The sequence below is a fragment of the Streptomyces antarcticus genome, assembly GCF_026627255.1.
GTDB classification, from domain to species: domain Bacteria; phylum Actinomycetota; class Actinomycetes; order Streptomycetales; family Streptomycetaceae; genus Streptomyces; species Streptomyces antarcticus.
Map to the genome: position 1 here is coordinate 211,508 of NZ_JAPNLM010000001.1, position 20,938 is coordinate 232,445.

General features: G+C 72.6%; 18 protein-coding genes and 1 pseudogene. 6 read left to right on the plus strand and 13 right to left on the minus strand.

Going from position 1 to position 20,938, the window contains the following annotated elements; translation table 11 throughout:
- Window positions 1-146: 146 nt before the first annotated feature.
- From OTB16_RS00980 to ureA, 4 genes are read right to left on the minus strand one after another with little or no spacing between them, the layout of a single operon-like run.
- A complete protein-coding gene (locus OTB16_RS00980) occupies window positions 147-773 on the minus strand; it encodes a TetR/AcrR family transcriptional regulator (RefSeq protein WP_267717661.1) in 627 nt (208 codons plus the stop codon).
- A gap of 18 nt (window positions 774-791) precedes the next feature.
- Window positions 792-1,850, minus strand: a complete 1,059-nt coding sequence (locus OTB16_RS00985; protein WP_267717662.1) for an agmatine deiminase family protein — start codon at window positions 1,848-1,850, stop codon at window positions 792-794.
- 27 nt (window positions 1,851-1,877) lie between these two features.
- Window positions 1,878-3,611: an urease subunit alpha gene (locus OTB16_RS00990; RefSeq protein ID WP_267717663.1), complete on the minus strand. Its 1,734-nt coding sequence runs from the start codon at window positions 3,609-3,611 to the stop codon at window positions 1,878-1,880.
- Window positions 3,608-4,414 carry an urease subunit gamma gene (gene ureA / locus OTB16_RS00995; protein WP_267717664.1) on the minus strand — a complete coding sequence of 269 codons (807 nt, stop codon included), beginning with the start codon at window positions 4,412-4,414 and terminating at the stop codon, window positions 3,608-3,610. Before ureA ends, OTB16_RS00990 begins: the two co-directional genes overlap by 4 nt.
- A gap of 155 nt (window positions 4,415-4,569) precedes the next feature.
- Between ureA and OTB16_RS01000 the strand changes: the two genes are divergently transcribed.
- A complete protein-coding gene (locus tag OTB16_RS01000; protein ID WP_267717665.1) occupies window positions 4,570-5,994 on the plus strand; it encodes a cytosine permease in 1,425 nt (474 codons plus the stop codon).
- Between the two features lie 142 nt (window positions 5,995-6,136).
- On the opposite strand, the gene OTB16_RS01005 is transcribed toward OTB16_RS01000, so the two are convergent.
- The 4 genes and pseudogenes from OTB16_RS01005 to OTB16_RS01020 all read right to left on the minus strand — a co-directional run.
- Window positions 6,137-7,222 (minus strand): branched-chain amino acid aminotransferase, encoded by a 1,086-nt coding sequence (locus tag OTB16_RS01005; RefSeq protein ID WP_267717667.1) that lies wholly within the window; start codon window positions 7,220-7,222, stop codon window positions 6,137-6,139.
- Between the two features lie 225 nt (window positions 7,223-7,447).
- Window positions 7,448-8,488: a 3-isopropylmalate dehydrogenase gene (locus OTB16_RS01010; protein ID WP_267717668.1), complete on the minus strand. Its 1,041-nt coding sequence runs from the start codon at window positions 8,486-8,488 to the stop codon at window positions 7,448-7,450.
- Window positions 8,489-8,608: 120 nt separating this feature from the next.
- Window positions 8,609-8,740 carry a hypothetical protein gene (locus OTB16_RS01015; RefSeq protein ID WP_267717669.1) on the minus strand — a complete coding sequence of 44 codons (132 nt, stop codon included), beginning with the start codon at window positions 8,738-8,740 and terminating at the stop codon, window positions 8,609-8,611.
- Between the two features lie 260 nt (window positions 8,741-9,000).
- Window positions 9,001-9,519: pseudogene (locus OTB16_RS01020) on the minus strand (LysR substrate-binding domain-containing protein); the annotation flags it as partial.
- Between OTB16_RS01020 and OTB16_RS01025 the strand changes: the two are divergent.
- Both OTB16_RS01025 and OTB16_RS01030 read left to right on the plus strand, forming a co-directional pair.
- Window positions 9,415-9,900 carry a zinc-binding dehydrogenase gene (locus tag OTB16_RS01025; protein WP_420717607.1) on the plus strand — a complete coding sequence of 162 codons (486 nt, stop codon included), beginning with the start codon at window positions 9,415-9,417 and terminating at the stop codon, window positions 9,898-9,900. The pseudogene OTB16_RS01020 and the gene OTB16_RS01025 sit on opposite strands and share 105 nt — an antisense overlap.
- A 119-nt stretch (window positions 9,901-10,019) precedes the next feature.
- On the plus strand, window positions 10,020-12,047 hold the full coding sequence (locus OTB16_RS01030; protein WP_267717670.1) for a phosphocholine-specific phospholipase C: 2,028 nt from the start codon (window positions 10,020-10,022) through the stop codon (window positions 12,045-12,047).
- Between the two features lie 6 nt (window positions 12,048-12,053).
- Here OTB16_RS01030 and OTB16_RS01035 read toward each other — a convergent pair whose 3' ends face one another.
- Complete coding sequence (locus OTB16_RS01035) at window positions 12,054-12,593, minus strand: GNAT family N-acetyltransferase (RefSeq protein WP_267717671.1); 540 nt, start codon at window positions 12,591-12,593, stop codon at window positions 12,054-12,056.
- Window positions 12,594-12,605: 12 nt separating this feature from the next.
- Window positions 12,606-13,334 carry a tyrosine-protein phosphatase gene (locus tag OTB16_RS01040; protein ID WP_267717672.1) on the minus strand — a complete coding sequence of 243 codons (729 nt, stop codon included), beginning with the start codon at window positions 13,332-13,334 and terminating at the stop codon, window positions 12,606-12,608.
- An 82-nt stretch (window positions 13,335-13,416) separates the two neighbouring features.
- On the opposite strand from OTB16_RS01040, the gene OTB16_RS01045 reads away from it, so the two are divergent.
- On the plus strand, window positions 13,417-14,118 hold the full coding sequence (locus OTB16_RS01045; RefSeq protein ID WP_267717674.1) for a nitroreductase family protein: 702 nt from the start codon (window positions 13,417-13,419) through the stop codon (window positions 14,116-14,118).
- Between the two features lie 119 nt (window positions 14,119-14,237).
- On the opposite strand, the gene pruA is transcribed toward OTB16_RS01045, so the two are convergent.
- Both pruA and OTB16_RS01055 read right to left on the minus strand, forming a co-directional pair.
- Window positions 14,238-15,878, minus strand: a complete 1,641-nt coding sequence (gene pruA / locus OTB16_RS01050) for an L-glutamate gamma-semialdehyde dehydrogenase (protein ID WP_267717675.1) — start codon at window positions 15,876-15,878, stop codon at window positions 14,238-14,240.
- Window positions 15,879-15,909: 31 nt separating this feature from the next.
- Window positions 15,910-16,836: a proline dehydrogenase family protein gene (locus OTB16_RS01055; protein WP_267717676.1), complete on the minus strand. Its 927-nt coding sequence runs from the start codon at window positions 16,834-16,836 to the stop codon at window positions 15,910-15,912.
- A 184-nt stretch (window positions 16,837-17,020) separates the two neighbouring features.
- On the opposite strand from OTB16_RS01055, the gene OTB16_RS01060 reads away from it, so the two are divergent.
- Entirely contained in the window at window positions 17,021-18,283 is a 1,263-nt protein-coding gene (locus tag OTB16_RS01060; RefSeq protein WP_267717677.1) for a PucR family transcriptional regulator, read from the plus strand.
- A 344-nt stretch (window positions 18,284-18,627) separates the two neighbouring features.
- Here the strand turns inward: OTB16_RS01060 and OTB16_RS01065 are convergent, their stop codons facing one another.
- The gene (locus OTB16_RS01065; protein ID WP_267717678.1) at window positions 18,628-19,251 is read right to left on the minus strand and encodes a TetR/AcrR family transcriptional regulator; all 624 of its coding nucleotides are present in this window, start codon (window positions 19,249-19,251) and stop codon (window positions 18,628-18,630) included.
- 89 nt (window positions 19,252-19,340) lie between these two features.
- On the opposite strand from OTB16_RS01065, the gene OTB16_RS01070 reads away from it, so the two are divergent.
- On the plus strand, window positions 19,341-20,897 hold the full coding sequence (locus OTB16_RS01070) for an MFS transporter (protein WP_267717679.1): 1,557 nt from the start codon (window positions 19,341-19,343) through the stop codon (window positions 20,895-20,897).
- Window positions 20,898-20,938: the final 41 nt, after the last annotated feature.

Here is a 20,938-nt window from a genome sequence, read left to right on the forward strand (position 1 = left end):
AGTTCTTCCGCGGTTCAGCGGCCACTGGGGACCGGCGCGCTGCTGGCGATAATCATGAGCTGAGCAGGCACGCCCGCAGTGTGCCACACCGGCGCCGGTCCGCGGACACGGATCTCAGCATCCGGGCAGCCATGCGGCGGGTCCGCTCACGCCGGGGTGTGCGGGGCCAGGGTGTCGTCCAGGAACTCGCGCACGTGGGTGAGGATCGCGGCGCGGTCCAGCGTCGGCAGTCCCACCGCCAGCTGGATGCTGAAGCCGTCGAGGAGGGCCCGGATGCGGGCCGCCACGCGGTCGGGGTCCACGGGCCGGAACTCGCCGCGCGAGATGCCCTCGGCGAGCAGCGCCACCAGGTCGCGGTGCCAGGCGCCCTCGATGGCGGCCTGCCGGTCGCGCTCCTGGGGGCCCGCGTTCTGCGAGCGGTTCCAGACCTCCAGCCAGAGCGTCCAGTGCGGGTCGCGGGCGCGGGTGGGGACGTACAGGTCGACGTACGCGCGCAGGCGCTCGGCCACCGGTCCGCGGCGGGACAGCAGCCCGCGCCGCTCGGCGCCGAGCGCGGCCTCGCTCCACTCCAGGGTCTGCAGCAGGAGCTCGTCCTTGCTGCCGAAGTAGTAGAGGAGGTGGCCGCTGCTCATGCCGACCTCGCGGCCCAGGCCCGCCATGGTCAGGCCCTCGAGGCCGCGCTCGGCGATCGTGGCCATGGCGGCGACGAGGACGTCCTCGCGCGGGGGCGCGTTCTTGCGCGCCGCCCGTACCGGTACTCCACCCGCCACCATGGACCCACTCCTCGTCGGTCAGACCTTCGGCTGCTGCTGGGTGATGCAGTGGATACCGCCACCCCCGGCGAAAATCGTACGTGCGTCAACCAGTGTCACGGTCCGCTCGGGGAACAGTCCGCGGAAGATCTCGGCGGCCTCCTCGTCGCGCGGGTCGTCGAAGCAGCACAGGACCACGCCGCCGTTGCAGAGGTAGTGGTTGATGTAGGAGTAGTCCACCCACTCCCCGTCCTCCTCCAGCACGGTCGGCGCGGGGACCTCCACGACCTCCAGCCGGCGGCCCCGGGCGTCGGTGGACGCCCGCAGGAGCGCGGCGATGGCCTTGCAGCGCTCGTGGTCCGGGTGGGCCGGGTCGGGCTGGGTGTGCACCATCACCACGCCGGGGCGGGCGAAGGCGGCGACGATGTCGACGTGGCCCTGGGTGCCGTAGGTGCCGTAGTCGCCGGCCAGGCCGTACGGCAGCCAGAGCGCCTTCGTCGTGCCGAGGTGGGCGTGGATCTCGGCCTCGACCTGGCGGCGGGTCCAGCCGGGGTTGCGGCCCTCGCCCAGCTGCACGGTGTCGGTGAGCAGGACGGTTCCCTCGCCGTCGACGTGGATGGCGCCGCCCTCGTTGACGAGGGCGGTGCTGTAGGTGCGGCTGCCGACGAGGTCCGACACGTGCCGGGCGACCTTCTCGTCGTGGTCCCAGCGGGCCCACTCCTGGGCGCCCCAGCCGTTGAACGTCCAGTCGACGGCGGCCAGCGCGCCCGCGCCGTCGGTGACGAAGGTCGGGCCGATGTCCCGCATCCAGGCGTCGTCGAGCTCGCGCTCGACCAGCTGTACGCCGTCGCCGACGACCGCGCGGGCGGACTCGGCGTCGCCCGGGGACACCACGAGGGTCACGGGCTCGTACGCGGCGACCGCGCGGGCGACGGCCCCCCACGCCTCGCGGGCCTCGGCGAGCTCCTGCCCGGTGGTGAAGGTCGGATTCGGGCTGGGCCAGGCCATCCAGGTGCGCTCGTGGGCGGTCCATTCGGCGGGCATCCGGAATCCGGCGTCGGCGGGCTTGCCGGTGGGGGCGGGCTGTGCTGCGGTCATGGCGGGGTCCTTACGGGCAGGGCCGGCTTACAGGAAGTACAGGCGATTGAGGGAGACCGAGTCGGCGGCTTCGGAGCGCAGCGGTTCGCCGTCCAGGGAGACGAGCCCGCTGCGCGCGTCCACATCGACCGCGCCCACCCGCGAGTTGAGGAGGAGGTCCCCCGGGCCGATCCCGCGGGTGCCGCGGACGGCGACCCGGCGGCGGCGGGTGGGCATCTCGTCGCCGCCGAGCACGGCGGCCGCGGCGGAGACGAAGGCGACGGAGATGTCGGCCGCGGTCGCCCCGTACGAACCGAACTGCGGGCCGAGGACGAGGGGTTCGCAGGTGTCGGTGGCGGCGTTGGGGTCGCCGGTGACTCCGTAGGCGGGGAAACCGGACTTGAGGACGAGCTGGGGCTTGGCGCCGAAGAACGCCGGACGCCACAGCACGATGTCGGCGAGTTTGCCGACCTCGATGGAGCCGATCTCGTGCGCCAGACCGTGGGCGATGGCCGGGTTGATGGTCAGCTTGGCCATGTAGCGCAGGACCCGGGCGTTGTCGTCGCCCTCGCCGTCACCGGCCAGCGGGCCCAGCTCGCCCTTCATCTTCGCCGCCATCGCGAAGGTCCGGCGGACCGTCTCCCCCGCCCGCCCCATGCCCTGCGCGTCGGAGGAGGTGATGCCGATCGCCCCGAGGTCGTGCAGGACGTCCTCGGCCCCCATCGTCCCGGCGCGGATCCGGTCACGGGCCATCGCCGCGTCGCCCGGCAGGTCGGGCTTCAGGTCGTGGACGGAGACGATCATCCCGTAGTGCTCGGCGACCGCGTCCCTGCCGAACGGCAGCGTCGGATTGGTGGAGGAGCCGATGACGTTCGCCACGCCCGCCATCTTCAGCACGTTGGGGACGTGTCCGCCGCCGCAGCCCTCGATGTGGAAGGCGTGGATGGTCCGCCCGTCCAGGACGCGCAGGGTGTCCTCCACCGACAGGCACTCGTTGAGGCCGTCGCTGTGCAGGGCCACCTGTACGTCGTACTCCTCGGCCACGCGCAGGGCCGTGTCCAGGGCACGCGTGTGGGCGCCCATGTCCTCGTGGACCTTGAACCCGGACGCGCCGCCCTCGGCGAGGGCCTCGATCAGCGGGGCCGGGTCCGAGGAGGAACCGCGGGCGAGGAAACCGATGTTCACCGGCCACGCGTCGAAGGCGTTGAAGGCGTGCTTGAGGGCCCACGGGGAGTTGACGCCGACGCCCCAGACCGGGCCGAACTCCTGCCCGATGATCGTGGTGACGCCCGCGGCGAGCGAGGCCTCCATGATCCGCGGGGAGAGCAGGTGGACGTGGGTGTCGACGGCGCCCGCCGTGGCGATCAGGCCTTCGCCGGAGACGATCGAGGTGCCGGTGCCGACGACGACGTCGACCCCGTCGAGGGTGTCGGGGTTGCCGGCCCGGCCGATCGCGTGGATCCGGCCCTCGCGGATGCCGATGGACACCTTGCGGATGCCGAGGACGGCGTCGATGACCAGGACGTTGCTGATGACCACGTCACAGGTGTCACGGACCGCCGCCGCCTTCAGGTGCAGCCCGTCCCGGGCCGTCTTCCCGAAACCCGCCAGGAACTCGTCCCCCGGCCGCTGCGAGTCCGACTCCACCCGGACGGTGAGCCCGGAGTCGCCGAGGCGGACCCGGTCCCCGGCGCGGGGGCCGAAGACGGAGGCGTACTCGTGCGGGTCGATGTGCCGGCTGCCGGGGGCGCAGTGGTCGCTGTGGGGGGTTTGGCGGCTCATGCGGGGTTTCCTTCCGGGCAGGCCGTGGGTCCGGGGGCGGCTCCGTGCGGGCCGTGGGCGCTGCCGGGGCCGGCGGGGCCGGCCGGTTCGGTGGGGTCGGCCGGGCCCGCGGGGTCGGCCGGGCCCGCGCCGAGGTATCCGCAGGCCGCCGCTCGGCGCAGGGCCTCCGCCTTGGCGCCGGGGGCGTCCAGTGGGCCGTCGACCAGCCCCGCGAAGCCGATGGCGATGCGCTCGCCGCCGATCGGGACCAGGCCGACCTCGCCCTCGCCGTGCGGGTCGAACCGCACGGAGGAGCCGGCGGGCACGCACAGCCGCATGCCGTAGGCGGCGGCCCGGTCGAAGTCCAGGCGCGGGTTGGCCTCGAAGAAGTGGAAGTGCGAGGTCACGCTCACCGGGACGGCCGCGGTGTTGCGCACCCGCAGGTGGAGGACCGGCTCCGGCTGCGGAACCCCCGGCCCGGGGACCACGGCGCCCGGGGCGTCGTCGCCGAGCGGGACGGCGCCCCGGATGGGGGCCGAGACGACCGCGAGGCGGGATCCGTCGTCGAAGACGGCCTCCACGTGCACCTCGGTGACCACGTCGCAGACGCCGGGCAGGACGTCGTCCGGGCCCAGCACCGAGCGGGCCTCCTCAATGGCCTCCGCCAGCCGCTTCCCGTCGCGCGCGGCCTCGCAGACCGTGTCCGCGATCAGCGCGGTGGCCTCCGGGACGTTGAGTTTCAGGCCACGGGCCCGTCGGGCCCTGGCCAGTTCCGCAGCGCTGCGGAGCAGCAGCCGGTCGCGCTCCGTAGGGGTCAGCCGCACGCCGATCCACCACCTCTTGAGTCGAAGAGTTAGAGCATCACTCTAACTCTTCATCTCGCGGGGCGGAATCATTGACCTGGGACACGGGCGTGCGTCACATTGAGTGTCGCTCAAACAGTGCGCGACCACCCCCCGCCCTGCCAAGGGAGTCCCCTATGCCCATCGAACAGCGCGGAGTCGACACCATCCCCGAGGAGGAGCGGACGAGCGGTCCCCGTGACCTGATATCGATCCTGCTCGGCTCCAACCTCTGCCTCGGTGTGATCGTCTTCGGCTGGCTGCCCCCGTCCTTCGGACTGGGCCTGTGGCCCTCGGTCACCGCCATCGTGACCGGCACCCTCGTCGGCATCGCCTTCACCGCGCCGCTCGCGCTCGTCTCCCTGCGCACCGGCACCAACCTCTCCACCTCCAGCGGCGCCCAGTTCGGCGTCCGCGGCCGTCTCGTCGGGTCGGTGGTCGGCCTGCTGCTCTCGCTCGGCTACACCGCCCTGACCCTGTGGATCGGCGGCGACGTGATGGCCGGCGTCCTCTCCCGGCTCACCGGGCTCCCGGACACGGGCGTCACGCGGGCCGCGATGTACGGCGTACTGGCCGTGTGCACCGTCGTCGGGGCCGTCTTCGGCTACCGGCTGCTGCTGCGCATGAGCAAGGTGCTGTCCGTCGGCATGCTGGTGCTGCTCGCGGTCGGCGTCCTCGCCTACTCCGGCGACTTCACCGCCGCCGCCCCGCCGGACACCCCGTACCTCCTCGGCTCCTTCTGGCCGACCTGGCTGCTCGCCGCCGTCGCCGCCGGCCTCAGCGGTCCCGTCGCCTTCATCACGCTGCTCGGCGACTACACCCGCTACATCTCCCCCCACCGGCACGGCTCCCGCACGGTGCTCTGGGCCACGGCCCTCGGCCTGTTCTTCGGCCTGCTGGTCCCGCAGCTGTTCGGCACCTTCACGGCGCTCGCCGCCCGGGCGGGCGCCGAGTACGCCGGCCCGCTCGTGGCCGCCGCGCCCTCCTGGTACCTGCTCCCGCTGCTCGCCGCGGCCGCGGGCGGTTCGGTGGGCAACGCCGGGCTGATGCTCTACTCCATGGGGCTCGACCTCGACGCGATCCTCCCCCGGGTCACGCGCACCACGGCCACCCTGGCCGCCGCGGCCGTCGCCACCGCCTTCGTCTTCGTCGGCTCCTTCGGGTGGAACGCACAGGCCGCGATGACCTCCTTCGTCCTGCTGCTGACCGCGATCGGCACCCCCTGGGCCGTGATCACCCTGATCGGCTACGCGCGCTGCCGCGGGCGGTACGACGCCGAGGCCCTCCAGGTCTTCAACCGCCGTTCCGTCGGCGGGGTCTACTGGTACCGCGGCGGCTGGAACCCGCGCGCCACCGCCTCCTGGGCGATCGGCGCCGGGGTCGGCCTGCTCGCCGTGACCACCCCGTTCTACGAGGGCCCGCTGCTGGCCCTGACCGGCGGGGTGGACTGCTCCTTCGTCCTGTCCGGCCTGGCGGGCGGCCTCGCGTACGCCGCCCTGACCGCCGGCGCCTCCCCGGCCCCGGCCCCCGCCGAGGAGCCGGCGGTGCGGACGGCGGCCTGAGCCCCCGCCCCCGTACGGCGAAGGCCCGCGCCTCCGGAGCTTCCGGGGGCGCGGGCCTTCGTACGGGGGCCTTCGTACGGGGGCCTTCGTACGGGGGCCTTCGTACGGGGGAGCCTTCGTACGCGGGTCGTACGCGGACGGTCTAGCCGAGCGGGTGCATCCAGCCGTGCGCGTCGGCGGCGTGGCCGGTCTGGAGTTCCAGCAGGGCCTTGCGCAGGCGCATGGTGACCCGGCCGGGCTCGCCGTCGCCCTGGGTCCAGTTGGCGCGCTCGGACTTGACCGAGCCGACCGGGGTGATGACGGCGGCGGTGCCGCAGGCGAACACCTCGGTCAGGGTGCCGTTCTCGTTGTCGCGCTTCCAGTCCTCGGTGGTGATCCGGCCCTCCTCGGCGGTGTAGCCGAGGTCGCGGGCGATGGTGAGGAGGGAGTCGCGGGTGATGCCCGGGAGGAGCGAGCCGGTGAGCTCGGGGGTGACGATGCGGTCGCCGTACACGAAGTACAGGTTCATGCCGCCCATCTCCTCGATCCAGCGGTGCTCGACGGCGTCGAGCCAGACCACCTGGTCGCAGCCGTGCGAGGCGGCCTGGGCCTGGGCGACGAGGGAGGCCGCGTAGTTGCCGCCGGTCTTGGCGGCGCCGGTGCCGCCCTTGACGGCGCGCACGTAGTCCTCGGAGAGCCAGACGGAGACGGGCTTCACGCCGCCCGGGAAGTAGGCGCCGGCGGGCGAGGCGATGACGATGAAGAGGAACTCGTTGGCCGGGCGGACGCCCAGGCCGACCTCGGACGCGAACATGAACGGCCGCAGGTACAGCGATGCCTCGCCGGAGTCCGGGACCCAGGCGCGGTCCTGCCGGATCAGCGCGTCGCACGCCGAGATGAACAGGTCGACGGGCAGCTCGGGCATGGCCATGCGGCGGGCGGAGGTCTGGAACCGCTTGGCGTTGGCCTCGGGGCGGAAGGTGGCCACGGTGCCGTCGGGCTGGCGGTAGGCCTTGAGACCCTCGAAGATCGTCTGCGCGTAGTGCAGGGTCATGTTCGCCGGGTCGATCGACAGCGGCGCGTACGGGACCAGCTCGGCGTCGTGCCAGCCGCGGCCCTCGGTCCACTTGATCGTCACCATGTTGTCGGTGAAGTGGCGGCCGAAGCCGGGGCTGGCCAGGATCGCCTCGCGCTCCGCGTCGGACAGCGGGTTCGAGGAGGGCTTGAGCTCGATCGTGGGCGTCGTCATGAGTGCTTGTCCTTCACCGTTGTGTATGGCGGACCGCGCTCATGCGTACTAGGACGTCCGAGCTTCCCCGTATTCAGCGGCCTCGCGTTCGATTATCGCCCGCGCGAGGAGTTCGGTGAAACGGGGGGATTGCGGCCCAGGGGAGATGGTGGCACCCGGGGCCGCACAGGAGAAGCCGCCGGGGCGATGACGACCCGGCGGCTTCCTGGAGGTGGAGCGGCCGGGTCAGCCGGCTACGCGAGCGGCGAGGGCGTCGCCGATGGCGTCGGTGGAGCGGAAGGTGCCGTCGCGCTCCGCGAGGTCGGCGGAGACGGCGTCCTCGATGCGGACGGCCTGGGCCTCGTAGCCCAGGTGGCGCAGCAGGAGGGCGACGGAGAGGATCGTCGCGGTCGGGTCGGCCTTGCCGGTACCCGCAATGTCCGGGGCCGAGCCGTGGACGGGCTCGAACATGGACGGGAAGGCGCCGGTCGGGTTGATGTTCCCGGAGGCGGCCAGGCCGATTCCGCCGGTCACGGCGGCGGCCAGGTCGGTGAGGATGTCACCGAAGAGGTTGTCCGTGACGATGACGTCGAAGCGCTCCGGCTGGGTGACGAAGAAGATCGTCGCGGCGTCGACGTGCAGGTAGTCGGTGGTGACCTCGGGGTACTCCCGGCCGACCGTGTCGAAGACGTTCTTCCACAGGTGGCCCGCGTACACGAGGACGTTGTTCTTGTGGACCAGCGTCAGCTTCTTGCGGGGGCGGGCGTTCGCCCGCTCGTAGGCGTCACGGACGACGCGCTCGACGCCGTACGCCGTATTGACGCTGACCTCGGTGGCGACCTCGGCGGGGGTGCCGGTGCGCAGGGAGCCGCCGTTGCCGGTGTACGGACCCTCGGTGCCCTCGCGGACCACGACGAAGTCGATCTCCGGACGGCCGGCCAGCGGGGTGGCGGTGTTGGGGAACAGCTTCGACGGGCGCAGGTTGATGAAGTGGTCGAAGGCGAAGCGGAGCTTCAGCAGCAGACCGCGCTCCAGCACGCCGGACGGGACCGAGGGGTCGCCGATGGCGCCCAGCAGGATCGCGTCGTGGTGCTTGAGGGCCTCCAGCTCCGCGTCCGGGAGGGTCTCACCGGTGCGGTGCCAGCGCTGGGCCCCGAGATCGTATTGCCTGGTCTCCAGCTTCACATCCTGGGGCAGGACCGCGGTAAGGACCTTGAGTCCCTGAGCCACGACTTCCTGGCCGATGCCATCACCGGGGATCACTGCGAGATTGATGCTGGTCGACATGACGAAACCGTACTCCGTGTCCCAGCCCTCAGACATATCGCGTCCACGATGTGGACCATCGTGAACGCAACATGCCCGGGGCGGCGGTGGTCGAAGTCCTGCTCAGCGGCCCTGCCGGGCTCAGTGGCCGGTCGAGCCGCCGTTGTCCCGGCGGTCCAGGGCGCGCTGGAGGGCGGCGGCGGCGTTCTTCCGGTCGGAGTCCGCCGTGGAGGAGTGGCGGACGCGGCGGACGGCAGCGGTGGTGGGGGTCATGGTGATCGACTCCTTGAGATCACGGCGTGGCGGGGCCACGGATGAGGGGTTCCTTCAAGGCGCCGGAAGAGGCGGGGAGCTGTGCGCCGCAGGGGTTGCCTGCCAGGGGCGCGCGCTCTCGACCGCCATTCGCCGGATCGGCGAGACGTTCGGCTCCTACAAAGCTAAGCCAGGTCCGGCTGTATGTCTCCGCACTTACTCGGACTTCCTACTATCTGAGACGCCGAACCCGGCCGCGAACCCCTCGCCGGAGGTCCGTTTCAGTCCTTGCCGGAGCGGAGTTCCCTGATCAGAGCCCTCACCATGCGGGAAGCCGCCGATTCCGGTGTGGTGACGTATCCCACCTTCCTCACCGGCCTCAGGGGGCCCAGATCGGTGATCTCCACGCCCGGGGCGGCCTCGCGCAGCGACAGTTCCGGGAGGATCGCCATGCCCAGCCCGCGGCCGGCCATCGTCAGCACCATCCCATCGTCCCCGGCCTTGACGGTGGCCCGCCGGATCCGGTCCTGGGCCCTCCACCAGTCGCGGGTGTGGGAGCCGCAGTTCTCGTCCCAGTCCAGCAGGGGCAGCGCCCTCGGGTCCGGGTGTCCCGCCGGGTGGACCAGGGCGTACGCCTCCTCCACCAGCACCCCGCCCAGCAGCCCCGGCGGCAGCTGTCCGGCGCCGGCCGGATCATCGGCAGCGCGGGTTCGGCCGCGAAGGTCCGCCACCTCACGCGGGAGCTCGGATTCGACGCGACCTTCGACCACCACGACGGCCCGGTCGGCGAGCAGCTCGCGCGGGCCGCCCCGGACGGCATCGACGTGTACGTGGACAACGTGGGCGGCGGCCACCTGGAGGGCGCGATCGACGTGCTGCGCGAGTACGGGCGCATCGCCTGGGTCGGCGCCATCTCCCTGCACAGCGGCGACCGGTCCCCCGCGGCGCCCCGCAACCTCTTCGAGGTCGTACACAAGTCGCTCCGCCTGGAAGGGGTATTGGTTCGCAGTCACACCAATCTGCAAGACGAGTTGGAGGACTTCCTCGTACCCCACCTGCGGAGCGGCCGGATCGGCACCGACACCACCGTTGTCCAGGGCTTCGAGCACACGGTGGAGGCGTTCAGGGGCATGCTCAAGGGCGGCGATCTGGGCAGGATGCTCGTCCGTCTGGATGGCTGAATCCGGTCACCCCGATGTTCACCGACTTCTTACCGCACGGCTGTAGACCTTTGGCGCGGCTGCCGCCACTCTTGCGGTCATTGTGCCGCCGGGGCACACGAGTTGGAGACGAGGGGCCCGTGACACCGATCAGCCGCAGAGGGTTCGTGGGTATCGGCGCCGGACTGGTGGCGGGGGCCGCGCTGCCCGGCGCCGCTCCCGCCTCGGCGGCGGCCGCCGCGAGCGGCACCATCACCGACGTGAAGCACGTGGTGATCCTGATGCAGGAGAACCGCAGCTTCGACCACTACTTCGGCGGGCTCCGGGGCGTCCGGGGCTTCGGCGACCGCGCGGCCGGCAACATCCCCGGCGGGTGGGGCACCTTCAACCAGCCCGACTGGGGCGGCCGCCAGTACCCGTGGAAGCTGTCCGCCACCCCGCCGGCGGGCGGGGTCGACGGCGAGACCCTCGCCCAGTGCAACGGCGACCTCCCGCACAGCTGGACCTCGCAGCACGCCGCCTGGAACAAGGGCCGGATGGACAACTTCGTCACCGGCGTCGGCAACACGCGCACCCTCGGCTACCTGGACCGCGGCGACATCCCCTTCCACTACGGGCTCGCCGACCAGTACACGGTCTGCGACGGGTACTTCTGCTCCGCGCTCAGCGCCACCGGCCCCAACCGCACCTTCCTGTGGAGCGGCAGGATCGACGCGGGAAGCAAGGACGGCGGCGACGAGTCCGGGCTGACCTGGGAGACGTACGCGGAGGCCCTCCAGCGGGCCGGCGTGAGCTGGAAGGTCTACCAGAACGCCCAGGACAACTACGGGGACAACGGCCTGGCCTACTTCAAGAAGTTCACCGACGCCGCGCCCGGCAACCCGCTGTGGGACCGGGGCATGGGCTCGGTCCCCCGGGTCACCGGCTCCACCCCGGACGACATCGCGGCCGCCATCCGCGCCGACTCCGTGGCCGGCACGCTTCCGCAGGTGTCCTGGGTCGTGGCGAACGAGGCCTTCTCCGAGCACCCGTACGCCCCGCCCGGCGACGGCGCGCACTTCGTGGACCTCGTCTACCGGGCGCTCGCCGCGAACCCGGAGGTCTTCGACTCCACCGTGCTGTTCCTCAACTACGACGAGAACGACGGCTTCTTCGACCACGTCCCGCCGCCCGTCGCGCCGCCCGGCACGCCCGGCGAGTACCTGGACGGCGTCCCGATCGGGCTCGGCTTCCGCGTGCCGATGATCGTGATGTCCCCGTGGACGCGGGGCGGCTGGGTCAGCTCGGAAGTCTTCGACCACACCTCGGTGCTGCGGTTCATGGAGCGGTGGACGGCCGCCCTCGGTACGCCCGCCGCCTGTCCGAACATCAGCGCGTGGCGCCGCCGGGTGACCGGCGACCTGACCGGCGTGTTCGACTTCGCACACCCGGTCTACGGCGTCCCGGCGGGCCTCCCGTCCACGGCGAAGGTGATCGGCCAGTCCACCTGCGCCCCGCTCCCGAACCCGGTGCCGCAGAACAACGCCCTGCCGGCCCAGGAGCCGGGGACCCGACCGGCGCGGGCGCTCCCGTACCAGGTCAACGGCAACCTGGACCGCTTCGAGTTCGGGGCGGCCGGCAAGATCCTCGCCTGGTTCTCGATGTCCAACCAGGGGGCGCCGGCGCAGCGGGCGGCGCACTTCTCCATCCACCCGCACCAGCACCGGGACACGGCGGCCTGGCAGTACACGGTGGACCCGGGCACGGTCGCGACGGACTACTTCAACATCGGCCTGGGCCACGGCTCCGGCAAGTACGACCTCTCGATGCTCGGCCCGAACCGCTTCCTGCGCCGCTTCATCGGCGACGCGACCAAGCCGGGCAAGGCCCTGGAGGTCGCGGCCCGCTTCGCGACCGAGCCGGGCACCGGCAGGACGGCGCTCTACTTCAGGATGACGAACGCATCCGGCGCCCCGGTCACCTTCACGATCCGCTCCAACGCCTACCGCACGGACGGCCCGTGGACCTACACGGTCCCGGCGAACTCCTCCCGCGAGGACCACTTCAACGCGGTGGCGTACCAGAACGGCTGGTACGACTTCACCGTCCTGGCCGACTCCGACGGCACCTGGTCGCGCCGCTACACCGGCCACATCGAGACCGGCGCCCCGAGCGTCTCGGGGTCGTAGCGGCGGCTACAGCACGTCCCCGTCCCGCCAGTCGAAGTCGAGCCGCCCGGCGGGGTCCGGCAGGGCCCCGCCGGGCGGCGCCCACACGTACGTGGACCCCTCCTCCCCGGCGAGCCGCTCCGGCCCGCCGGGCCCGAGGACCCCGAGCTGCCCGCCCCACACGCTCCAGCCGCGGCCCGCGTACAGGCCGGCCCCGTTCTCGGACGCCGACAGCGCCCCGAGCACGTACGCCCCGCCGATCACCCGCTCCAGCCCGTCCATGACCAGCCCGCCGAGCCCCCGGCGGCGCCGGTCGGCCCGTACGGCCACGGCCTCCACGTACCCGGTCCGCAGCGCCCGCCCGCGGTGCACGGCCCGCCGCTGGACGACGCTCCCGTGCGCGACGAGCCGCCCGTCCGTGTCCCGCACCAGGACGTGCACGCCACCGAGCGCGTGCTCGAAGTCCTCCTCGGCGAAGTCCCCGCCGAAGGCGTCGAGGAGCAGCCCGCGGATCTCCGCGAGCCCGTCGCCGGTCACCTCCCAGGTGTGCCGCACGAGGATGTCCATCCCGGGACCGTATCAACGCTTCCGCGACCGCCCCCGGAGCCGCTCGCGCAGCCGTTCCACTCCGCCCGCGCCGAGACCGGCCGCCCGCAGGTAGGCCGCCGCGTCCAGCCCGGCGGCGGCCTCGCGGGCCAGGGCGTGGGCCGTCGTGCCGAGGCCCGCGACGTAGGCGTCGATCTCGGCCGGGTCGTACGGGCGACCCCGGGCGGCGTACATGGCGCGGACCCGCGGCTCGCTCAGCGCGTAGTCGTCGGCGACCTCCTCGGGGCTCGCGCCCGCCAGCCGCAGGAGCACCAGCGCGATGAGCCCCGTACGGTCGCGGCCCAGCCCGCAGTGGAAGACGACGCCGCCCGGCGGGGCGTCCGCCATCGCCCTGGCCACCGAGGCGACCCGGTCGGGGAACCGTTCGAGGAAAGGCCGGAAATAGGCGGGCGTTCCGAAACCCGGACTCCCCCACCACACGTCCCAGAAGTCCCGGTGCCCGATCCCGTCGAGGGGGATCCGCACCGTGGTGACACCGGCCGGGCGGGGGCAGTGGTCCACTTCCCGCTCGTCCTCGTTGCGCAGGTCCACCACGGTCCGCACGCCGTGCGCCGTCAGGCTGGTCCAGCCGTTCGCGGTGAGCCGGTCGAGCGCGTCGGCACGGACCACCGCGCCGGTCCCCGTCGCCCCGGGCCCGCCCGGCTCCCGGACGTTGAAGCAGCCCTCCCAGTCCAGGAATCGACCGGTGATCGTCACTGTCATAGCCCCCCTGTCAGTACACAACGGACAGTTGGTCATGACGCGGCACTGGCGGGCCCGGTTCCGGCGTCGGCAGACTCGCCCCATGTCACCCGATACCCAGCAGTGGACCCCGATCCACGACCAGCCGTACCGCTCCGCCCCCTACCGGCCCGAGCGGATGCCGGGCGCGGAATCCCTCGCGCGGGCCGCCGAGTTGCGCGCGCGGATGGACGAGCGGCGCACCGTACGCCACTTCTCCCCGGACCCGGTGCCCGACCAGGTCGTGCGGGACGCCGTCGCCTGCGCCGCGACCGCCCCGTCCGGTGCCCACCAGCAGCCGTGGACGTTCGTCCTGGTCAAGGACCCGGCCGTGCGGCAGCAGATCCGCGCCGCCGCCGAGCAGGAGGAGGTGCTCTCGTACGACGGCCGCCTCGGCGACGAGTGGCTCGCGGCCCTGCGCCCCCTGGGCACGGACGCCGTGAAGACCCACCTCACCGACGCCCCGGCCCTGATCGTGGTCTTCCAGCAGCGCTATTGGCTGGGCCCGGACGGCACCAAGCGCAAGCACTACTACGTCGACGAGTCGGTCGGCATCGCGGTCGGCATGCTGCTGTCCGCCCTCCACCTGTCGGGGCTGGCCGCGCTGATCCACACGCCCAGCCCGATGCGCTTCCTCAGCCACGTCCTGGGCCGCCCCGAGAACGAGAAGGCCTTCGCCGTGATCCCGGTGGGCTACCCGGCGGACGACTGCGAGGTACCGGACCTGGTCCGCAAGTCCCTGGACCAGGTCATCGTGGAGGTGTGACCCCCTGTGTGACCCCCGGCGTGACCCCCTCCCCCACGGGCACCCGGCGGACATGGGACCGCCCCCGCTCCGGACTTGGGGGTACCGGAGCGGGGGCGGGGTTTCAGGGGGCCGGAAGGTCAGCCCATGTGGGGGTACGGGTAGTCGGTCGGCGCGACCAGGGTCTCCTTGATGGAGCGCGTCGACGTCCAGCGCTGCAGGTTCGTCGCCGCGCCCGCCTTGTCGTTCGTGCCCGAGGCGCGGCCGCCGCCGAAGGGCTGCTGGCCGACGACGGCGCCGGTCGACTTGTCGTTGATGTAGAAGTTGCCCGCCGCGAAGCGGAGCTTCTCCATCGCGTCCGCCGCCGCGTAACGGTCGCCGGCGATGATCGAGCCGGTCAGGGCGTACGCCGAGACGGACTCCATCTGGGCCAGCATCGCCTCGTAGCCCCCGGCGGACTCGTCGTCGTAGACGTGCACGGCGAGGATCGGGCCGAAGTACTCGGTCGTGAACACCTCGTTCGACGGGTCCGAGCAGGCGATGACGGTCGGGCGGACGAAGTAGCCCTCCGAGTCGTCGTACGTGCCGCCCGCGACGATCTCACAGGTCGGGTCGGCGGCCGCGCGGTCGATCGCGGCCTTGTTCTTCGCGAAGGAGCGCTCGTCGATGACGGCGCCGATGAAGTTGGTCAGGTCACGGACGTCGCCCATGGCGATGCCGTTCACCTCGGCCGCGAACGATTCCTTGAAGCCGTCGTTCCAGATCGACGCCGGGACGTAGGCGCGCGAGGACGCCGAACACTTCTGGCCCTGGTACTCGAAGGAGCCGCGGGTCAGGGCGGTCTTCAGGGTGGCGCGGTCCGCGGACGGGTGCGCGACGACGAAGTCCTTGCCGCCGGTCTCGCCGACCAGGCGCGGGTAGGACTTGTACTTCTCGATGTTGTTGCCGACCGTCTTCCACAGGTACTGGAAGGTCTTGGTCGACCCGGTGAAGTGGATGCCGGCCAGCTCGGGGTGGTTCAGGGCCACCTCGGAGACCGCGATGCCGTCGCCCGTGACCAGGTTGATGACGCCCTTGGGGAGGCCGGCCTCCTCCAGCAGCTCCATGAGGAGGACCGCGGAGTGGGTCTGCGTCGGGGACGGCTTCCACACGACCACGTTGCCCATGAGGGCGGGGGCGGTCGGCAGGTTGCCGGCGATGGCCGTGAAGTTGAACGGCGTGATCGCGTACACGAAGCCCTCGAGCGGGCGGTGGTCGCTGCGGTTCCACACACCGGCGGAGTTCGCGACCGGCTGCTCGGCCAGGATCCGGCGGGCGAAGTGGACGTTGAAGCGCCAGAAGTCGACCAGCTCGCACGGGGTGTCGATCTCGGCCTGCTGCGCGGTCTTCGACTGGCCCAGCATTGTCGAGGCGGCCAGCTTCTCGCGCCACGGGCCGGACAGCAGCTCGGCGGCGCGCAGGATGATCGCGGCGCGGTCGTCGAAGGACATCGCGCGCCACGCCGGGGCGGCGGCCAGGGCGGCGTCGACGGCCTCCTGGGCGTCGGCCTCGGTGGCGTGGGCGAAGGTGCCGATGACGGACTTGTGGTCGTGCGGCTGGACCACGTCGAAGCGCTCGCCGCCGCCCATCCGCTTGACGCCGTTGATCGTCATCGGGAGGTCGATGGGGTTCTCGGACAGCTGCTTGAGCTGCGCTTCGAGCCGCGCGCGCTCCGGGGTGCCGGGGGCGTACGAGTGGACCGGCTCGTTGACCGGCGCGGGGACCTGGGTCACAGCATCCATGGGGCTGGTAACTCCTTGACCTAGTTCTTGGCTAGTTCTTGGTGATCATCGAGCGGAGGAAGAAGAGCAGGTTGGCCGGCTTCTCCGCCAGGCGGCGCATGAAGTAGCCGTACCAGTCGGTCCCGTACGCGGTGTACACGCGCATCCGGTGCCCCTCGGCGGCGAGCCGCAGGTGCTCCTCGCCGCGGATGCCGTAGAGCATCTGGAACTCGTACTCGTCGAGCTTGCGCCCGGCCTGCCGCGCCAGCTCCTGGGCGATGGCGATCAGCCGCGGGTCGTGGGACCCGATCATCGGGTAGCCCTCGCCCTCCATGAGGATCCTCATGATGCGGACGTACGCCTTGTCGATCTCGGCCTTGTCCAGGTACGCGACCTCGGCGGGCTCCTTGTAGGCGCCCTTCACGATGCGGACGCGGCTGCCGTCGGCGGCCAGGCGGCGGGCGTCGGCCTCGGTGCGGAACAGGTACGCCTGGATCACGCAGCCGGTCTGCGGGAAGTCGCGGCGCAGTTCCTCGTGGATGGCGAACATCGAGTCGAGGGTGGTGTGGTCCTCGGCGTCCAGGGTCACGGTGGTGCCGATGGCGGCGGCCGCCTCGACGACCGGGCGGACGTTGGCGAGGGCGAGCTCGTGGCCGCCTTCCAGCGCCTGGCCGAACATCGACAGCTTCACCGACATCTCGACCGTCTCGCCGAGGCCGAGCTCCGCGAGGCGCTCGATCAGCAGGAGGTAGGCGTCGCGGGCCGCGTGCGACTGCGCCACCTCGGTGATGTCCTCGCCCACCACGTCGAGGGTGACCTCGAGTCCGTTGCGGGTGAGCTCCTCGACGATCGGGATGACCTGGTCGACCGTCTCGCCGGGGATGAACCGGTTCACCACGGGCTTGGTCACCGGGGCGGCGGAGACGATGCGGCGCATCTTGTCGCTGCGCGAGGCGGCGAGGATCACGGGACCCAGCACGGGGGCACCTCCATCGGGTGGCAGAAGAAGAACGCGAGCGGGAGCGCCGGCGAAACCACAAGTAAAACCACCGTGAAACCTAAGGATCGCTTCGATCCTCTGCCATCGACAGCTGTCACGCATCCGTGTCCCGGATCTCATACAGATGTCTGAGAGGCCGGTCCGGAGGTGGGAGAATGGCCGGGTGAAGGGCGATTACCAGGACCTGGTGGACGAGATCTCGGCGCTGCTCGGCGCCCCGGCGACGCTGGAGAACAGGGACTTCCGCCTCATCGCCTTCGGCGCGCACGACAGCGACGACGACCTCGCGATGGACCCCGTACGGACCCGCTCGATCCTGACGCGGCAGTCCACGGCCGCCGTGCGCTCCTGGTTCGAGGGCTTCGGCATCGCCCGCGCGACCGGTCCCGTACGGATTCCGGCGGCGCCCGACGCGGGGGTCTTCCGGGGCCGGATCTGCCTGCCGGTGCGGTACCGGGGCATCGTGCAGGGCTACGTGTGGCTCCTCGACCAGGACCCCGGCCCCGGGCCGGAGGCCCTCGCCGCGGCCATGGAGGTGGCCGAGCGGGTCGGGACCCTGCTCGCCGAGGAGGCGAAGGCCGGGGCCGACCTGTCGCGGGAGTTCCTGGCGGTGCTCACCGCCGGACGGGGGTGGCAGCGGGACATGACGGTGGCGGCGCTGCGGGTGGCCCTGGGACCGGGCGGGGACGGGCTCCACGCGGTGGTGTGCGTGGCGCCGTGGCCCGGGGAGACCCCGGGGGCGGTACCGGGCGCGGCGGCGGTGTGCGTGGTCCCGCGCGCGACGGCCCCCGACGACGACGGCGGGCCGGAGGCCGGCCGGGCGCTGGCGGTACTGCTCCGGCTCCGCTCGGCGGACGCCCTGGCCCCCGCACTGACGGCGGTGGCCCGCCTGCTGCCCCGCACACCGGGGGACGGCCAGAACGGCGCGGGGAGCGCGGGGGGGACGGGCGGCACGGGCGGTGTCGGAGGCGCCGGGCCCGCGCGCGGCACCGCCGCCGCCGCGCCGCACGTCATGACCGCCGGTGTGGGCGACCCCGTACGCGCCCTCGCCGACCTGCACGGCGCCTGGGACCAGGCCGTGGCCGCGGCGCGGGCGGCCACCGCCCGGCCCGGGCTCGGCCCGGTCGCCCAGTGGTCGCGGATCGGCCCGTACCGGCTGCTGGCCGCCCTCGCCCCGGACGCGGTGGACGACCCGTCGACGCGCGTCCTGCTGGGCCCGGCCCACCGCGAACTCGCCCGCACGGCCGAGGTGTTCCTGGACTGCGCCGGGCAGGCGGGCCGCGCGGCGGCGGCGCTGGGCATCCACCGGCAGACGCTGTACTACCGCCTCTCCCGGGTCGAGCAGCTGACCGGCCTCGACCTGGGCGAGGGCGAGGACCGCCTGCTGCTGCACATGGCCCTGAAGGCATCCCGCCTGCACGGCTGACGGGAGCACCAAGGTCCGCGGGAGCACCGGGGGCACCGGGGCCGGGGGCAGCGGGAGCACCGGTCACCGGCCGCACGGATTCGCCGGCCGAGGCCGTCATCACCGCGTGCCGGCCGGCTCAGGGCTTCCCGGCGCCGGTGCACCCCGCCGTCAGTGCGCCGAGCACGACAACCGCTGCCGCTCGCCTCACGAAGCCCACGACTCCCCCTCGGTACAGGCCGGTTCGCGATGTTCCGCGCATGGGACGGCCCCGGGCGGGCGCCGGTTCCGTCAGCTCGCCGATCCGTTGGCGGACGCGTCGGCCCCTCCCTGCGAGCGGATCCCCCGGCGGCGAGTCCCGCGGACTACGCGCCGGCGGCCCCCTCGGCCGTCGTACCCCCGGCGCCGCCCACCGCCCCGCCGCCGAGCGCCGCCTCCGCGGCGCGGCGCATGCCCTCGGTGAGCTCCTCGGCGGTGGCCGCCGTCGCCGGGTCGAACAGCCACTGGATCATCAGGCCGTTCAACAGCGCCTGGTAGTAGGCGCCCAGGGTGCGCACGTCCCGGTCCGTCAGCTCGTCCTCCGGGGTGCCGGTGAGCATGCCGATCAGCCCGCGGCGCCCCTGCGCCTGGGAGCCCGCGATCATCGACCGCAGTTCCGGGAGCCGTTCGCCGCTCAGCGCCACCTCCATGCTGGCCGACCAGACGGGACCCGAGTCCTCGTGCGCGGCGAGGACTCCCTCCCAGAACGCGCGGAACCGCTCCAGCGAGCCGCCCTCCCCGCCCAGACCGGACTGGAAGCCCTCGCCCCACTCTTCCATCAGGGCGATGAAGGCCTGGGTGAGCAGCGCGTCCTTCGAGCCGTAGTGGTAGCCGATGGACGCCAGGTTGGTGCCGGAGGCGGCGACGATGTCGCGCGCCGTCGTACGCACGAACCCCTTCTCGACCAGGCACTTCTTCGCACCTTCGAGCAGATCTTCACGATGTCCCATGCCGCCACGGTAGCAAGACGCCCGTCCTAGACGGAAGTTCCATACGCTCGTCATAGACGACCGTATGGAACGTCTGTACATTGCTCCTCATGACGAACCCCGCCGCCACGGCGCGACGCGCCGGCCGTCGCGAATGGACCGCCTTCACCGTCCTGTTGCTGCCGCTCCTCCTGGTCTCGATGGACGTCTCCGTCCTCTACTTCGCCATCCCCGCCATCACCCGTGAGCTCGACCCGAGCGCCGCCCAACAGCTCTGGATCTTCGACAGCTACGCCTTCGCCCTCTCCGGCCTGCTGATCACCATGGGCTCGCTCGGCGACCGGATCGGCCGCCGCAAGCTGCTGCTGATCGGCGCGGCCGCCTTCGGCCTCGCCTCCGTCGGCGCGGCGTACTCCACCAGCGCCGAGATGCTGATCACGGCCCGCGTCCTGCTCGGCGTCGGCGGCGCGACCCTGATGCCCTCCACGCTGGCCCTCGTACGCAACCTCTTCCCGGACGCCGGTCAGCGCGCCCGCGCCGTCGCCATCTGGTCCGGGGCCATGGTCGGCGGCGTCGCCCTCGGCTCGGTCATGAGCGGGGTGATGCTGAACCACTTCCACTGGGGCTCCGTCTTCCTCGTCAACGTGCCCGCGATGCTGCTCCTGCTGGTCCTGGTCCCCGTACTGGTCCCGGAGTTCAGGGATCCGGCCCCCGGCCGCACGGACCTGCTGAGCATCCCGCTGTCGATGGCCGCCGTCCTGCCGGTCGTCTACGGGCTCAAGGAGATCGCCGCCGAGGGCCCCGGGGCGCTCTCCTCGGGCAGCGTCGCCGTCGGCCTGGCCTTCGGGTACGCCTTCGTCCGCCGCCAGCGCGGCCGTGACGACGCCCTGGTCAGCCGGGACCTGTTCCGCCACCGCGGTTTCGGCGCGGGCATCGGCCTGAATACCGTCGCCTCCTTCGCCATGTTGGGCTCGGCCTACTTCACCACCCAGTACCTCCAGTCCGTGCTCGGCATGGGCACCCTGGAAGCCGCCCTGTGGAGCCTCGCCCCCTCGGTCGTCATCGGCGCCGCGGCCCCCGCCTCCGCCGCCCTGGCCCAGAAGGTGGACCGGGCCTACGTCATCGCCGGCGGATTCGCCCTCGCCGCGGCCGGCTTCGCCCTGGTCGCCCTGGTGGACACCGACGCGCTGTGGCTGCTGCTCACCGGGGCCGGCGTCCTCGCCTCCGGGATCGTCACCGTGATGTCCCTGGTCTCCGACATGGCCCTCGCCGCGGCTCCCGCCGAGAAGGCGGGCTCCGCGGCCTCCCTGCTGGAGACCGGCGCCGAGTTCGGCGGCGCCCTCGGCATGGCGGTGCTGGGCAGCATCGGCACCGCGGTCTACCGCGGCGACCTCGCGGACTCCGGGCCCGCCGTACGGGAAACCCTCGGCGGGGCCGTGGCCGCGGCCGAGCAGCTCGGCGGGGACGCGGGGACCCGGCTGCTGGGCACGGCCCGCGAGGCCTTCGTCCACGGAATGCAGTACGCGGCCTGGGGCGGCGCGCTGCTGCTGCTCGGGGCCGCGCTGCTCGCCGCGGTCCTGCTGCGGGACGCGGGCACCCCCGCCCCGCCCGCGGCGGAGCCGGCCGGGGCTCCCGGAGCCCCCGCGCCCGGGGGAACGTACAACTGAACGGGGCGGCCCCGGCGGCGGAACGCGGAAGGGCCCGGGGT